Consider the following 14,718-nt stretch of genomic DNA (forward strand, 5'->3'; position numbering starts at 1 on the left):
TTGTCAGTGCTACTACTTCGCTTCGAGATGCATAACCCGAAACATCAAATCAACGTGGCGGGACATATTGCCAACCGAAGCCGCCGCCATAATCGCGATCTCCTCCGCCAACAACAGATTCAAGTTCTCACTCCCCACCACAATCGTCACGCTATCCGCCGGCAACGGCGAAACATCCAGCGTAAACTTCTGCAGCACCCGCGCCGCCGCCGCTTTATACGTCAGCAACTTCCCCGCCACGGAATACACCGCCAGCAAGGTGCCACTGGCGAGGTAAAACCCGAACTCGCCAATCTCATACTCACCGTCGCCATCGAACAGCGCGGCCATCCTGAGTTGGCGCTCGCCCAGGTCTTCGTAATCGACGATGGCCACCCGTTGGCGCTCGTCACGCAAGGCCACTTCGCTGCCGTCGGGGTTGTAGCGGGCGGTGCCGGCGCCGATGTGGGTGATTTCGCCTTTGAGGCCCTGGTTCTTTGCCTGCAGCACTTCATCCAAACCTTTGGAGGTGAAGCGCACCAGGCGCGTGATTTCATCTGTCATGGCTGCGCCCTGAGGTCGTAATCGTTAATGGTGTAGTGCTGGGCAACCCCGGCACTGTTTAGGCGAGCCACCAGCGCCAGGTCCGGCAATGCGCCGTTCAGGTAGAACTCGCCGTCGCTTAAAGGCGCGTCGAGCACTTGCGTGAGCGCGAGCTGGCCTTCGGTTTCATGCACGATGGTAATCGTCGCCTGATCGCGTTCACTTTTCGCCGCGTTGATACGTCGGATCAGCCGGTTGTGGTCGCCGCTGGACCAACTGCGCCCGATGATCGCCTGCACGTCGAAGGTGTAAGGCACGCCCAAGGGGCGCTGCTGATACCAAGCGCTGATATTCGGCGTGAAGCCCAATGACTCCACCGCATGGCTCAGTGCCTTGGGTGTGCCGGCCTGGCGCTGGATCTGCCAGGACAAGGCCACGGTCAGGCGTTTTTCCGCTTCGCTGGCCTCGGCATCCCATTCGCTGACGCCACGGTCGGCGGCCAGGTAAGGCAGGAATTCGCTAGGGGTATACAGCGGGTTCATCAGCGCCGGAAACGGCGGGGTGACGCGCTCAAGCAATGTGCCGAAGCCCAGGTCCAGGGCCTTTTCCAGCGGTGAGCTGTTGGCCGGCAGCAAACTTGCTTTGGGTTCACTCATAGTGTGCGCACCTCCACCTCGACGCCCGTGCAATACGGGGCCTGGAACGCCGTGCTGACAATCGGCGCCAGCGGTTCGAGGATGTGCAGTTGCGCGGCCCCGGCACTGTGGATGGCGTAGTCGATCCAGCTGGGGTCGACCCGCCCTTCCAGGCGATGGCAGGACTCTGCGTAGTCTTGCAGCAGTTTCTGCGCTGCCACTTGGGTCAAGCCCGAGTCCGGGCCGGCGTTGATCTTGGCCACCACGCGAATTTTGTAGGGTTGAATCTGCGCCCCCTGGACGCTGACCAGGTCGGTTTCGGGCCGTACATCCGGCCGTGCGAAATGTCGACGTACACCGTCAAGCAAGTCGACAGATGGCGTGCCGTCGCCCTCCCTGGAAAGCACGGTGACCATGACTTCCCCCGGTGCGGTGCGACGGGCGTTGCCGTCCTTGACCTGGGCCGCGTAGCCGTCGGGGTCGAAGGTGTAGGTGACCGTGACCACACCGGGCGTCGCGCTTTGTACTTTCACTGCTGGGCGCTCGCCCAAGGTGAACACTTCGCGGCGATACTGCATGCGCGAGCCCGCCGCTGGGGCGTGGGGTGCCAGGTAGTAGCGCAGGCGGGCGTCGTCGTCGCTTTCCAAGGTGGGTGGCACCGGCGGGAACGCGGCCGGGTCGCCAGGGTCGAGCATTTGGCGTTCCAGGCCCATATCGGCCAGGCGTGCATCCAGGTTGCTACCGGTGGCCCACCACGCCAGCATCTGTTTGATGCGGGCGTTGTATTTGCGTTCGTGGGTTTGCAGGCGCACGCAAAAAGCTTCAAGGGCCAGGGTCAGCAGTTCGCTTTCGTTGTCGAGGCTGGCCTGGAGTTTGGCTGCGCTTTGCGGCGCGCGAGTGGCGACGTAGTCGATGACAAACGCTTTGAATTCGGCCAGCAACGGTTCGAACTCATCGACCTTAATGATGGCCGGTTCCGCCAGTTGGTTCTGGCCGGGGATCAGCATACTCATGTCACGACCTCGAAGGATTGTTGGCGGTTTTTCCAGGTCCCGGCAAACCGCAGCAGCAGGCCGGCGCCTTGGCGGGTGGCGACAATGACCTGGGGGTCGAAGTCGCCGATACCGTTGTGGGTGTTGTAGAAGGCTTGCGCGGCGTGGCTCTGGGCGAGGATCAAGAGGTCGTCACCGAGGTTCTGGCCGAGCAATTGCGGGATCAGCGAGCCATACAATGGGCGTTTTTGCCGAGTACCCACTGGGGTGGTCAGCGCCCGGGTGGCGCGCTGCACAAATTGCAGCCAATCATCGACGGCTGCCCCGGTGTTCCTATCGATTCCGAGCATGGGATATCCTTATCGGGGGCTGATGACGCGTCCTTGATGGTCCACCACCGGGCCGCTGAAGTGCGCGCCGCCGGCGTCCAGCAACAGGCTGGTGCCGCCGACTTGCAGGGTGATGCCCTGGGCGCTGAGGGTCAGGCTGGCGGCGCCGACTTTGACGTCAACCTGCTCGCGGGAACCGCTGAAGGTGGTGGGGCCGTTGACCCAATTGAAGGTATGGCTGGCATCGTCGTAGTCGCTTTGGGTACCGTCTTGATGCCGGCGCCGGGTCAACGTCGCAACGCTGGAGACTGGCGGAAAACGATCACTGTTGAGGCCAAACAAAGCCACGGATTGCACACCGCCTTCTCCCCCGCCGTAGTTGAGCAGCAGGCATTGTTCACCCACCGTGGGGATACGGGTTTCGGTTTGGGCACCTGCACTGGGGTTGAAAAAGCGGATCGCCGGGGTCAGCAAATCACCGTGGCTGACCTTGCAGGTGTTGCTGGCCGCGTCGACCTGCTGGCAAATGCCGATCCGGCAGAAGCTTTCAGCGCGGCGGTAAAGGTCTTCGAGCTGGCTCTCCATCTCTGCCAGGCGTTCGACGATCGGCCCCAATTGCATGCGTAACAGCGCGTCGAACATGGGCTACTCCGCCAGTGGCTGGTATTGGGTTGGGTCGTCGATGTTGGAGACGTCCCAGGTGCAGGCAAATAGCGGTTGGCCTGTGGGATCGTCGAGTAACGCCGGCCCCAGATAGAGGGTTTGCGTGAAGGAAACCGTCCAGGTGTCGTAGTCCGTTTCTACGGAAGTGCGCAAAGCGGGCGCAGCGACGATATTCGCCGGCAAATCGCACTGTGCCGGGGGCAGGTTCCATCGGTTATCCAGCACCAGGTCCATCAGTTGGCTGGCCAGGTCGCAGGCATCGAACGCCAATGCACCGGGAGCAACCATGGCCCTGAGTGAAATGGCCAAGACGTGGGCTTTGCGCCCCTCGCGAGAGCGAATGCCAGGGCCATTACCTTCGACCGTAACCATTACGCCGTTTTTTTCAGCGTCGCCCTGGAAGTCCTGGTGGCTCCCCACCTTGAGGCCCGGGAGGGCTGCATGCAGCGCCGCGCCAATGGCCTGGGGCAGTTGCGATGGCTTTTCGATAAGCGTCATTTTAGTAGCGTCCTTGCAACAATTACTGCGGGTCCTGGCGGGAGCCTTGGTTGATCCCGATGCGCTTGGCCGCCCACCGCTCGTAAAGGCCGATCGCCACGTCGGCACCGGCCATGGCGGTCAGGCAACCGATGGCGCCGGCGGTCCAGATCGACATCCCCGCGGCGTAGCACAGCATCAGGGCCGAAACCCCGCAGACCATGCACGCCCCGGAACGCAGGGCCAGGCGGCGGATCAACGACCAACCGCGGGCGCCCTCCTTGTCGGCCCGCCACATCTCGCCGGATACACCGCCGATCACTGCCAGTACGATGACCAGCCAGATAGGCATCTCCGCTAACGCTTGCTGTTCACTTGTCATGTCACGCCTCCTGGCTGAGCAATAAATAGTCCGTATTTCATTTACAAATGCTTGAGTAGGTAGGCATTCCAAAAAGCCCGGTCGCCCGGGCTTTTCAGTAATGATGTCCTCGGACTTTCGGCGCTACTGGCGCGGTACGGTCCTTTCCTCGATGTTTTTCCGACCACGATCCCTGTCTGCCGGATAACTGCTTTTGGTGCTTTACGCTGCACACCCGGGTCAGTTGCCAACCCTCTGAACCGTTAAGGCCGGTTCATCGCTGCCTGTTGTTGAAGCGTTGAAACTAAAGAGCGTCGGCATCCTTGCCGGTGTTGCCTGGCCTCCCTGCCATCGCTTCGATGGCGTCCTTGCCGATGTTGCGTGCCTTCCTTGTCTTCCTTGGCAGCATCCTTGCCGCCTCCACCAGGCCTTGTTGGCTGGCTTGAGATGAAGAATATGCATGTATGCATATACAGTCAATGCACAAATGCATTTATTTTTGCTATAGGAATGCACGGATGCATTCGAAGCCTGGCGGGCTTGGGTTTTGCCGGTTTTCTACGGACGAAAAAAAACCCGCACATGGGCGGGTTTCTTCTTACGCGTGGAGGTTAGCGGGCGTACATGCCCCACCAGAAAACATGACCGAGGATGCTGATCTGCTCATCCTGGATATCCTGAAAGCTGTAGTCCTCATCGGGGTGTTCATCACGGTTGAAGCTGCGCAGGCGAATACCGGAAGGCAGGCGGTAGAGCTGTTTAACCCGCAACTGGCCGTTGTGATTGATGGCATACAGGTCGCCATCCACGATATCGCCAATGCCGCTCTTGCCGGCATTCACCCCTACCGTGGCGCCGTCGCGCAATACCGGCAACATACTGTTGCCACGTACCGTCACGCATTTGGCCTGGTCGAACTGCACACCATTATGCCGCAGGCTGCGCTTGCCGAACCGCAGGCTGGCTTTCTCGCTTTCCTCGATGACGAATCTTCCTGATCCAGCAGCCAATTCAACCTCGCGCAGAAAGGGGATCGACACCTCATCATCATTAACGGGGGTGTCGTCGTCCCACAGGCTTATGTCCTTGAGTTCCGAATGCATCGGGTCGCGCCCGTCATCGCGCACAACGCCCACTGCTGCGCGCCCGCGCAGGTAATCAGTGCTGACGCGAAAATACTCGGCGATGCGCGAGATGTGTTTATCCGACGGATCAACGATCTTGCCGCTGAGGATCCGGGACAGTGTGGATTGAGGCACGCCGGTGCGCCGGTGGAGCTCCGTGGGGGAGATCCGGTCGCGATCCAGCAGTTCTCTTAAGACGATAGAAACGTTGCGTTTTTGCATAACGCGGATAGTGACGGGAGTTTCTGAGGTTGGCAAATGCTAATTTGCATATTTATGCATTAAACATCCAACTTTCAATTAATTCGAATCAAAATACTGTATATACACCCAGCTATCTGCATTCTACTATTCTGCCAGCTTGGTATTGCTGCCGATCAACACCTTGCATGTCGACAACTCAAGGCCTATGTATAAAACTCTTTGACAACGTAGCCAGCAACGACGGAGGTGCTCATGGCTTATTCAGCGCTAGCTGTTGCTAACGCCTTCATTGAACGCGCGAAGGAAGGCAAGGTTTCGGGCCTGACCCCGATGAAGCTGCAGAAACTGCTGTTCTATACACAGTCCTGGCATTTGCGCGAACGGGACCAGCCCCTGATGGATGACCACTTCGCCCGCTGGCAATATGGCCCGGTCATCCCGTCGCTTTACCATGAGTTGAAATCCTACGGTAATCGCCCGGTGACCGCGCTGCTCAGCAACCTGAAGCCCGACGCCGAAGACATTGTCTTCGTGACACCGAGGGTTCCCGAGAGCGATACCTACACCCATCGTTTGATTGACCGGATCATTAACAAATACGGCAAATGGTCCGGCACCCAACTGTCCAACCTGTCCCACGAGGACGGCACAGCCTGGGCCCTCAAGGGTGCCGACGGTTCCGCCATCGACTGGGAAGACATGGCAACACTCATTCACCCAAAGAGCCGCATCCGTGAGTGAAGAACTCGACAACCTGGAACTCACCCTGCCCCCCGCGGCAGGGCCTGACCAGGACACCCAAGCCGGTGGCGAGCAAGCCATAGGCACCGACGATGAAAGAAACCAGAACCTAAAAGACCAGAAGGCTGAAAGGCAACTGCGCAAGAAATATGCGGGGCGTGCGTTTTGGTTCGCTGCGTGCGGGGTGATCTTCTGGGGGGTCCTGCTGGTGTGGAATGGCTGGTCGACGTATTACTCGGGTAAAGCACCGTTCTCGGACAATGTGTTGATTGCCATCACTACGGCGACTTCAATCAACTTGTTTGCGGCGTTTCTTGGGGTGATCAGAGGGTTGTTTCCGGCTAGTGGGCGTAAATCCAAATAGTCTGGTCGTACTCATACCCTGACTTCTCTCTATCCGGCATTGAGGTGTGAGCACGCAAAAGTCAGTTAATCATCTTCAAGGCACTGATCGGTTTTTTAGTTTTTTTTGACCTTATCCAGCAGCGACCGGCTGCAAAAATCGCACCGAGGTGGAGTTTCATCTTGCGGCCAACACCTCGGATTTCCGCCACGTCTGTATTGCGCAAGACCCGGTCCCGCTTAACCGGGTAGGTGCTATTGACCACCCCGACCAGCATCAACTGAAGCCGCACCCGCGGCGGCTTCTGTCGTCGGCCAGTTAGCGGCGCGGAGTCTGCAAGGCGTGGTAGCCGTAATCGGCGCGAGCTTTGCGTAAAGGAACGCCCGCCTCGATAGCCGCACGAATATGTTCTTCGGCCTGGTGGATTTCTTCGGCCACCTCCAGCACTTCGCTCAGTGAGCCGGCCGGAATCACCACCAGGCCGTCACCGTCGCCGCGCAACCAATCATCGGGTTGTACCCGCACGCCACCCAGCGTAACGGGCGCCTGGATCGCTTCGACACGCACGCGATCCTTGCCAGTGCGCATCCAGTTCCCCCGGGAAAAGATCGGGTAGTTAAGCTCCAACGCACGGTCGACATCGCGGCAGATACCGTCAATCACCGTCCCGGCCAACTGCTTACGGGCGGCGGTAGAGGTCAGCAAATCGCCCCACACGGTGGTGTCGAGCCGCGCCTGGTTGTCGATCACTACCACCTGGCCAGCCTCAAGGTCGTCGATGTAGTCACCCACCGAGCCGCCGTCCAGGCCAATAGGGCCGTAGCGCAGGGTCCAGGCTTTGCCTGTGAGGTTGAACGACCGGTCCAGAGGCATGATGTCGGTGCACTGGCAAACGATTTTCAGGCGGTCCATCGCATCGCTGAGGTCGGTGCAACTCAGGGCGTCGAGGCGGGTAACAATAGAGGTTTGCATGATGTGGCCTTCCTTGTGTCCTGTGGGTTAACGCGCGGTGGCGTCGGCACTGAATGCGTGGATCTTGTCGACGATCTGGCGTGACGCCGTCCGGATTGCCGTTGTGGTATTGCCAGCGATGTGCGGCGTCAATTGCGCATTGGCAATAGCGGTCAATGGCGAGTCGAAGCGGTCTTTTTCAAGGGCAAAGGTATCGATGGCGACGGCTTTGATATGCCTGGGAAACTGGCGCATGAAAGCGGCCAACCGGTGTTCGTCGACGATCCCGCCGCGCGCGGTATTGATGAGGATTGATCCCTGGCGCATCTGCTGGAACTCAGCGGTGCCGAACAAGCCTCGGGTCTGCGGGGTGAGCGGTACGTGGATCGAGACGATGTTCGCCTCGGCCAGTAACTGTTCAAGACCTGCCCGCCGTTCAAGCCCAAGGCTGTGCGCCACCGGTTCGGTAAAACGTTCGGACCCGGTGGCGATCACCTTGATGCCCAGCGCCGCAGCCTTGCGCGCCACCTGCCGGGCAATGCTGCCGGTGCCCACCAGCCCAAGCGTCAGTTCGGCGTATTCGCAGGCAGGTGCCAAGGAGCCTTTTGCCCAATGGCCGTTGTGCGTTTCAGCGTTGTAGTCATCCAGGTCGCGCGACAGAAACAGCGCCTGGGCCACGACGTATTCGGCAACAGCGGTCGCGTTGGAGCCCGGTGTGTTGAGGATCGCCACGCCACACTGCTCGCACGCCAGCCGATCAATATGATTGATCCCTGTGCCAGCCTGGGCAATGGCGCGCAGTGGCGTGGCCAACGCCGGCGAGGTGGCAGCGCGGATCAGGCCAGCGCCCAACGGGATGTTCAGGCGCGTCTTGAACACGCTGTACCCCCCGGCCTGACTCACGGCGGCAATAAAGCCAGGCTCGTCATGGCAGTTGATCTCGGCATAGTGAATGCGCGTGCCGTAGTGCTGCCGGATGCGCTCTTTGTCCGCGAAATAATGCAGGTTGAGGGTGACGCCCAGGCCCAGTTCAAGAAAGCGATCGACTTCCTCAAACAGTAACGGCGGCCCGGGGGCATCCAGTATCAAGGTGGTAAATGCCATACAGTTGATCCTCTTGGAGGGTAGCGCTTGCCGATACCCAGGTTGCCCTGGGCATCGGGGTTAATCACCAGGTGAAATGGTGGGCGCTTGCGGGATCGACCAAGCCTGCATCGGTACTCACGGCCGCGAGGAACCCGCTGTAGAAATCATTCAGCGATGACGACTGGATGAACGCGGGATTGCTTTTGGCGTAGATCAGAAACAAGCGATAGATTCGCAAGTTCTTTTCCTTGAGATAGACCTCGGCCCTGAGGCTGGGCCATAGGTTGAGCAAGCTGCCTTCCTTGATTTTCCATGGATCCGCCGGCTCGGTGCCGTTGGTGGCTTTGTACACGAAGCGCTTACCTTCAATCACTTCCAGGTGCAGGCTGGCCAGCAGCTGTTCAGCGGTACCGACGGCTTCGGTCTTCAAGGCTTGCGCCAGCATCTGGATGTGGGCCTTTTCCGGGATGCTGCCGGTCAGGGTCAGCCAGGCGCATTTGAGGTCGGTTCGCGCAATGGCGTAGGCCATGCCTTTGACGTAGGTGTGAAAGCTTTCATCCTCGTTGAAGGCCTTGGACAAGTAAGTTGCCGGCTCTTGCGCAAACTGCCCGACGCCGATCAGTTCGCTGTGCAATCCACCGGCCAGCAAGGCGCGGGTCCAGGGAATCGCACGAATGGCATCGGGACGCGACTCGAACACCTTGATGTTGAAGATACGAGAAGGCGGCCGGGTGCCTTTGGCGGTGGCCCTGACCACATCGAATCGCGCCAGGTCCCGCAACAGGGAAGGCAGCGCCGGATGCTCGAAGAACGTCGCCTGGTAGCGGCGCACCACGCCCCCCCAACGTTGAACCCTGCCGGCAATGACCTCCTCGGACGGCTGCGGCTTGGGATCGGCGTGCATACGGTACAACTGGCTGAGAAAGTTGACGGATTGGTTGCGGGTCAGCAGATGAGCGCGCATCTCCGCGCAGCCGGCCAGCATGAAGCGGGTTTCCGGGCCCTCCAGCGCGCCGAACTCCTGCAAGGTCTCGGCGATCACCCCATTACACCGCGCGTGTTCCCCGCCCATGATGACGTGGACGACCACCTCGATGCCATAACGGGCCGCGATCAACTTGTGCTGGTTGGCAATCGCCATGTTCAGCTTGTGCATGGCCTTGCCGCCTTGCTTGCCCGTGTCGCTGGGGCCAAACGTGATGTATTGGCGGTTGCCGCGCGTTGCCAGGTGCTTGCGGTACACCGGGTTTTCGTACACCTCATGCACCGTGGCCAGCGTGCGCTCGGCACCTGCCAGGTCTTCAGGTTGCAGAGCGATGTCAATCCCGTCCCGTACCTGGGCCGCTTTCATCAGGAACAGCACCTCCAGCGCGCTGAGGGCCGAGGTGTACTCGGCGATCCCGTGGATTTTCATCCGGTCGCGATAACGGTCGATCATTTCAAACCGTTCCACCGCGTTGCGCGCATCGTGCATGCGGATATAGCTCGGATCCTGCTCCATCAGTGCAATGTAATCCTGGCCGGCATATTGCTCGACTTTCCGGGTGTAAATCGGCGTGGTGCGTTGCAAATACTCCTGCCACAGGGCAGCGGGCGTCCGGGCCGTCCCGCCCTCCAGCGCGACCTCAAGGGCGGCCTGACGCGCACGCTCATCCAGCTCGTGATAGTGCCGGCCCTGGCCCAGGCCGATGGTTTCCAGCCACTGACTGGAAAGGATCTCATCGACCACGCAGCTGAACATCTCGGCGTTTTCACGAAACTCGATATCCAGATAGTGAAAGCCAAACGCATGCACCCGCAGCAGCAGACGGTCGATGGCGGCGGGCTGGGTAAAACGGATGCTGCCCAGTGCGTCGATCAGTTCGGCGGGACGCTTGAAATGCTCGGGATGATCCTTGCCCACGCGAGCACGAATCTCTTCAAGGCGATGCCGTGCGCCGCCGTCCTTGATCAGACTGTCGATATCAGCGATGTAGCGATTGCGCAGCGCCGTTTCCAGCGCCACCACCAGGGTTTCGGTGTGCTGGTTGGTGTCATAGGGGCGGCCATCCTTGTCGCCGTATAACCAGGTGAACAAAGTCAGCCATTTTTCCTGCGGCGCCAGGCCCAGGGCGTGATGCACGTCGGGCAACGCGTCATACACACTGTCGGCGTAAAAAATCTGTGACTCGATATCGGTGCCATTACTGCCCGACCACACGGCGTTGTACAACTCCAGCAGAAGCTGCGCAGTGACTTGAGGCTTTTTCAGGCCACGATCCTCGACGTGCTGTGCCAGTTTCTGCAAGACCAGCACAACGGAATGCTTGAGCTGGTCGGTTTCTTTGCACAGCACTCCCAGGCTGATATTCACGCCCGCAGGCGCTGCAATCAACTGCGGATCGAGCGTGAGCAACTGACGAGGCAGACTGGCTTGCGAAGCAATCTGGGTCGCCACACCCCTGACCGACAATTCGAACAGCAGTTGCTTGATCAGTAACAACTTCCAGAATGCCTCGACGTCTTTGCTGGAGCGCGATTCGAAGAACGCCTTGCCCAGAGCTGCGGCCAATTTCGAATCACCCTTGTCCAGATACGACAGCGTATCGATTTCAGCATAGATCCTGAGACAGGCACGGGCATGCGGCGTGTGGGAAGCATCATCCGTGTTGGCCTTGAGTACGTGCTCCAGGGCTCGCCATAGGACGTCATGCAGTAGCGCGGGGTTGGTATGGCCGATTGAGGGGCGAGTTGATGCATTTTCCAGTATGGAGTTGATCACATGATTCATGGGTTCAAGCCTCGATAATTGTCAAATCCCTTGTTTGCAGTGCGCCGAATAGACACACGCAAAATCATCAATGTCCCAGGCTTAACCCACTGCGTCGCAACGAACGGAACTCACCTGTTCGCCGACAGAAAGCCCCCTTGTCGATACCGAAAAACGGCAAAAAAATGAAACAATTTGTTACATCTGTGAGCAATAAAACATGCTCCGAATTTTTCGACAAAAGACCTTTTTGGAATAGAGAGCCAGAAAAAAATGATAGGAAGCTAATAAAAATCACATCAACGATTCTGTTTTAGTGCGGATGTTTTTTCTAAAACCCTGATTATTCGAAATTATATTCACCCGCTCAAAAACGCTCGCCCCAGGAAGAATCTCGCGAAGGCACGACCTGCGAGCGCAACTTAAACAATTCTTCATAAACACAACTTTCTGAAAAGCCAGAGCAGGTTCACGCGTTAACAGCGGTGTTTCCTTGCAAAACGCCTTGCACCACACCTCCAATCTTCTCCACGTCGCCAAGCTGCTCGCAGAAGATGCGGCGATGACCAAGGAGACGGACCGTTACGCCTGGGCTTCGCATGACTTGCAGGAAATGGTCAAGGCGGTGGTTGATGATGGGGTGAAGGTGTTGGATTCGCCGGTTAATACCCAGTAAGCCGCGAAAATAGAAAAGGCGGGCAACCGCTAACCTGTGGCGGCGCCGCTCCTTTAGTGGTGGATATCGGGGCGGCACCGCTTTTGCTTTTTACCTATCCGTTTGCGACCTGCGAACCCCCGACCTCGCGTGTTAACCTTGCCGCCATCGCAAAAAATGCTGGGCCAAGCGCCCCCTTTGCCCCATCACTTTCAACGAATTTGCCTACTACCCAATGAGTAAAAACACTTCAGACCTGTCCTCCCACACCCCGATGATGCAGCAGTACTGGCGCCTGAAAAACCAGCACCCTGATCAGTTGATGTTCTATCGCATGGGCGACTTCTACGAGATCTTCTACGAAGACGCGAAGAAGGCCGCCAAGCTGCTGGACATCACCCTGACCGCTCGTGGGCAGTCGGCGGGGCAGTCGATTCCGATGTGTGGGATTCCTTATCACTCGTTGGAAGGCTACTTGGTCAAGCTGGTCAAGCTGGGCGAGTCGGTGGTGATCTGTGAGCAGATCGGTGACCCGGCCACCAGCAAAGGGCCGGTGGAACGCCAGGTGGTGCGCATCATCACCCCAGGCACGGTGAGTGATGAGGCGTTGCTGGATGAGCGTCGCGACAACCTGATCGCTGCGGTGTTGGGCGATGAGCGTTTGTTCGGCCTGTCGGTGCTGGATATCACCAGCGGCAACTTCAGCGTGCTGGAGATCAAGGGTTGGGAAAACCTGCTGGCGGAGCTGGAGCGTATCAATCCGGTGGAATTGTTGATCCCGGATGATTGGCCCAAGGACTTGCCCGCCGAGAAGCGTCGGGGAACCAAACGTCGTGCACCGTGGGATTTTGAACGTGATTCGGCACTGAAAAGTCTGTGCCAGCAGTTCTCGGTGCAGGACCTTAAAGGCTTTGGTTGCGAAACCCTGACCCTGGCTATCGGCGCTGCCGGCTGCCTGCTCAGCTACGCCAAGGAAACCCAGCGTACCGCCCTGCCGCACTTGCGCAGCCTGCGCCATGAGCGTCTGGACGATACCGTGGTGCTTGATGGCGCCAGCCGTCGCAACCTGGAACTGGACACCAACCTGGCCGGTGGCCGCGATAACACCCTGCAATCGGTGGTAGACCGTTGCCAGACCGCCATGGGCAGCCGTTTGCTGACCCGTTGGCTGAACCGTCCGCTGCGGGACTTGACCGTGCTGCAAGCACGCCAGTCTTCTATTACTTGCCTGCTCGACGGCTATCGCTTTGAAAAGCTGCAGCCGCAACTGAAAGAAATCGGCGATATCGAACGTATCCTGGCACGGATCGGTTTGCGCAATGCACGGCCCCGTGACCTGGCGCGCCTGCGCGATGCCTTGAGCGCCCTGCCGCAGTTGCAAGTGGCGATGACCGAACTGGACACGCCGCACCTGCAACAGCTGGCCGTGACGGCCGGTACTTATCCAGACCTCGCAGCGCTGCTGGAAAAGGCCATCATCGACAACCCGCCAGCGATCATTCGTGACGGCGGCGTATTGAAAACCGGCTACGACAGCGAGCTGGATGAGCTGCAATCCCTGAGCGAAAACGCCGGACAGTTCCTGATCGACCTGGAAGCTCGCGAAAAAGCCCGTACGGGCCTGGCTAACCTGAAGGTCGGCTACAACCGCGTGCATGGCTATTTTATCGAGTTGCCGAGCAAGCAGGCGGAGTCGGCGCCTATCGACTATCAACGTCGCCAGACCCTCAAAGGCGCCGAGCGTTTTATCACCCCTGAGCTCAAAGCGTTCGAAGATAAGGCGCTGTCAGCCAAAAGCCGCGCCCTGGCGCGGGAAAAAATGCTCTACGAAGCCTTGCTCGAGGACTTGATCAGCCGCCTGGCGCCGTTGCAAGACACCGCCGCCGCCCTGGCGGAGCTGGATGTGTTGAGCAACCTCGCCGAACGGGCGCTGAACCTGGACCTCAACTGCCCAAGGTTTGTCAGCGAACCGTGCATGCGCATCGTGCAAGGCCGTCACCCGGTGGTGGAGCAGGTGCTGACCACGCCGTTCGTCGCCAACGACCTGTCGCTGGACGACGATACCCGCATGTTGGTAATCACCGGTCCGAACATGGGCGGTAAATCCACCTACATGCGCCAGACCGCGTTGATCGTGTTGTTGGCGCATATCGGCAGCTTCGTACCGGCGGCCAGTTGCGAGTTGTCCCTGGTGGACCGCATTTTCACACGGATCGGCTCCAGCGATGACCTGGCCGGTGGCCGTTCGACCTTTATGGTGGAAATGAGCGAAACCGCCAACATTCTGCACAACGCCACCGAACGCAGCCTGGTGCTGATGGACGAGGTGGGCCGCGGCACCAGCACGTTCGACGGCCTGTCCCTGGCCTGGGCGGCGGCTGAACGTTTGGCGCATTTGCGTGCGTACACGCTGTTCGCCACGCACTACTTCGAGCTGACGGTGTTGCCGGAAAGCGAGCCGCTGGTGGCCAACGTGCATCTCAATGCCACCGAGCACAACGAGCGCATCGTGTTCCTGCACCATGTGCTGCCAGGGCCGGCGAGCCAGAGCTACGGCCTGGCCGTGGCGCAGTTGGCCGGTGTGCCGAGCGAGGTGATTACTCGCGCCCGTGAACACCTCAGCCGCTTGGAAACCACGGCCCTACCCCATGAAACGGTGGTCGCCAGCCCGGCCAAAGCCAGCAAGAAACCCGCCGCGCCGCATCAGAGCGATATGTTCGCCAGCCTGCCCCATCCGGTGCTGGATGAGTTGGCAAAGCTTGACCTGGATGACTTGACGCCGCGTAAAGCGCTCGAAATGTTATATGCACTGAAGACTCGGATATAACGCAGACGCTTGCAAGCTGATAGAATCTCGCGCGGTTTGGGATGCTGCGGGCTTTTAGC

General features: G+C 59.2%; 14 protein-coding genes and 1 pseudogene. 4 read left to right on the forward strand and 11 right to left on the reverse strand.

The genetic code is table 11. The annotated features are described in order from the left end of the window. Positions 1-12: 12 nt before the first annotated feature. The 8 genes from AC07S6_RS17170 to AC07S6_RS17205 form a co-directional block, all read right to left on the reverse strand. Positions 13-543: a hypothetical protein gene (locus AC07S6_RS17170; RefSeq protein WP_495112672.1), complete on the reverse strand. Its 531-nt coding sequence runs from the start codon at positions 541-543 to the stop codon at positions 13-15. Beyond that, positions 540-1,178 (reverse strand): phage tail protein I, encoded by a 639-nt coding sequence (locus AC07S6_RS17175; RefSeq protein ID WP_495112673.1) that lies wholly within the window; start codon positions 1,176-1,178, stop codon positions 540-542. Before AC07S6_RS17175 ends, AC07S6_RS17170 begins: the two co-directional genes overlap by 4 nt. Beyond that, on the reverse strand, positions 1,175-2,170 hold the full coding sequence (locus AC07S6_RS17180) for a baseplate J/gp47 family protein (protein ID WP_495112674.1): 996 nt from the start codon (positions 2,168-2,170) through the stop codon (positions 1,175-1,177). Before AC07S6_RS17180 ends, AC07S6_RS17175 begins: the two co-directional genes overlap by 4 nt. Next, positions 2,167-2,499, reverse strand: coding sequence for a phage baseplate protein (locus tag AC07S6_RS17185; RefSeq protein WP_032893295.1), 333 nt, complete (start codon positions 2,497-2,499; stop codon positions 2,167-2,169). The genes AC07S6_RS17180 and AC07S6_RS17185 overlap by 4 nt, the downstream gene beginning before the upstream one ends. Before the next feature lie 9 nt (positions 2,500-2,508). Next, a complete protein-coding gene (locus AC07S6_RS17190) occupies positions 2,509-3,120 on the reverse strand; it encodes a phage baseplate assembly protein V (RefSeq protein ID WP_032893296.1) in 612 nt (203 codons plus the stop codon). A gap of 3 nt (positions 3,121-3,123) precedes the next feature. Continuing rightward, entirely contained in the window at positions 3,124-3,639 is a 516-nt protein-coding gene (locus tag AC07S6_RS17195) for a hypothetical protein (protein ID WP_181123815.1), read from the reverse strand. Positions 3,640-3,661: 22 nt separating this feature from the next. Next, positions 3,662-4,000 carry a phage holin family protein gene (locus tag AC07S6_RS17200; protein ID WP_034126475.1) on the reverse strand — a complete coding sequence of 113 codons (339 nt, stop codon included), beginning with the start codon at positions 3,998-4,000 and terminating at the stop codon, positions 3,662-3,664. Positions 4,001-4,590: 590 nt separating this feature from the next. After that, a complete protein-coding gene (locus AC07S6_RS17205; protein WP_169918753.1) occupies positions 4,591-5,334 on the reverse strand; it encodes a LexA family transcriptional regulator in 744 nt (247 codons plus the stop codon). A gap of 225 nt (positions 5,335-5,559) precedes the next feature. Here AC07S6_RS17205 and AC07S6_RS17210 point away from each other — a divergent pair, with 225 nt between their 5' ends. Beyond that, entirely contained in the window at positions 5,560-6,048 is a 489-nt protein-coding gene (locus AC07S6_RS17210; RefSeq protein WP_034126473.1) for a Panacea domain-containing protein, read from the forward strand. Continuing rightward, positions 6,041-6,412, forward strand: a complete 372-nt coding sequence (locus AC07S6_RS17215; protein ID WP_197880432.1) for a hypothetical protein — start codon at positions 6,041-6,043, stop codon at positions 6,410-6,412. Before AC07S6_RS17210 ends, AC07S6_RS17215 begins: the two co-directional genes overlap by 8 nt. A gap of 297 nt (positions 6,413-6,709) precedes the next feature. Here AC07S6_RS17215 and AC07S6_RS17220 read toward each other — a convergent pair whose 3' ends face one another. From AC07S6_RS17220 to AC07S6_RS17230, 3 genes are all read right to left on the reverse strand, one after another. Then, complete coding sequence (locus AC07S6_RS17220; protein ID WP_046071212.1) at positions 6,710-7,363, reverse strand: RraA family protein; 654 nt, start codon at positions 7,361-7,363, stop codon at positions 6,710-6,712. Positions 7,364-7,390: 27 nt separating this feature from the next. After that, entirely contained in the window at positions 7,391-8,446 is a 1,056-nt protein-coding gene (locus AC07S6_RS17225) for an NAD(P)-dependent oxidoreductase (RefSeq protein WP_060767089.1), read from the reverse strand. Positions 8,447-8,510: 64 nt separating this feature from the next. Then, on the reverse strand, positions 8,511-11,198 hold the full coding sequence (locus AC07S6_RS17230) for a phosphoenolpyruvate carboxylase (RefSeq protein WP_495112675.1): 2,688 nt from the start codon (positions 11,196-11,198) through the stop codon (positions 8,511-8,513). 451 nt (positions 11,199-11,649) lie between these two features. On the opposite strand from AC07S6_RS17230, the pseudogene AC07S6_RS17235 reads away from it, so the two are divergent. After that, a pseudogene (locus tag AC07S6_RS17235) lies at positions 11,650-11,853 on the forward strand (DUF3077 domain-containing protein); the annotation flags it as partial. Between the two features lie 214 nt (positions 11,854-12,067). Beyond that, a complete protein-coding gene (gene mutS / locus AC07S6_RS17240) occupies positions 12,068-14,659 on the forward strand; it encodes a DNA mismatch repair protein MutS (RefSeq protein WP_305492897.1) in 2,592 nt (863 codons plus the stop codon). Positions 14,660-14,718: the final 59 nt, after the last annotated feature.

It is taken from the genome of Pseudomonas sp. GW821-FHT07B01 (genome assembly GCF_059419065.1).

Bases quoted from the DNA above. Each gene is read 5' to 3' on its own strand.
- AC07S6_RS17170 (WP_495112672.1), bottom strand. From the start codon at position 543: ATGACAGATGAAATCACGCGCCTGGTGCGCTTCACCTCCAAAGGTTTG.
- AC07S6_RS17175 (WP_495112673.1), bottom strand. From the start codon at position 1,178: ATGAGTGAACCCAAAGCAAGTTTGCTGCCGGCCAACAGCTCACCGCTG.
- AC07S6_RS17180 (WP_495112674.1), bottom strand. From the start codon at position 2,170: ATGAGTATGCTGATCCCCGGCCAGAACCAACTGGCGGAACCGGCCATC.
- AC07S6_RS17185 (WP_032893295.1), bottom strand. From the start codon at position 2,499: ATGCTCGGAATCGATAGGAACACCGGGGCAGCCGTCGATGATTGGCTG.
- AC07S6_RS17190 (WP_032893296.1), bottom strand. From the start codon at position 3,120: ATGTTCGACGCGCTGTTACGCATGCAATTGGGGCCGATCGTCGAACGC.
- AC07S6_RS17195 (WP_181123815.1), bottom strand. From the start codon at position 3,639: ATGACGCTTATCGAAAAGCCATCGCAACTGCCCCAGGCCATTGGCGCG.
- AC07S6_RS17200 (WP_034126475.1), bottom strand. From the start codon at position 4,000: ATGACAAGTGAACAGCAAGCGTTAGCGGAGATGCCTATCTGGCTGGTC.
- AC07S6_RS17210 (WP_034126473.1), top strand. From the start codon at position 5,560: ATGGCTTATTCAGCGCTAGCTGTTGCTAACGCCTTCATTGAACGCGCG.
- AC07S6_RS17220 (WP_046071212.1), bottom strand. From the start codon at position 7,363: ATGCAAACCTCTATTGTTACCCGCCTCGACGCCCTGAGTTGCACCGAC.
- AC07S6_RS17225 (WP_060767089.1), bottom strand. From the start codon at position 8,446: ATGGCATTTACCACCTTGATACTGGATGCCCCCGGGCCGCCGTTACTG.
- AC07S6_RS17230 (WP_495112675.1), bottom strand. From the start codon at position 11,198: ATGAATCATGTGATCAACTCCATACTGGAAAATGCATCAACTCGCCCC.
- mutS (WP_305492897.1), top strand. From the start codon at position 12,068: ATGAGTAAAAACACTTCAGACCTGTCCTCCCACACCCCGATGATGCAG.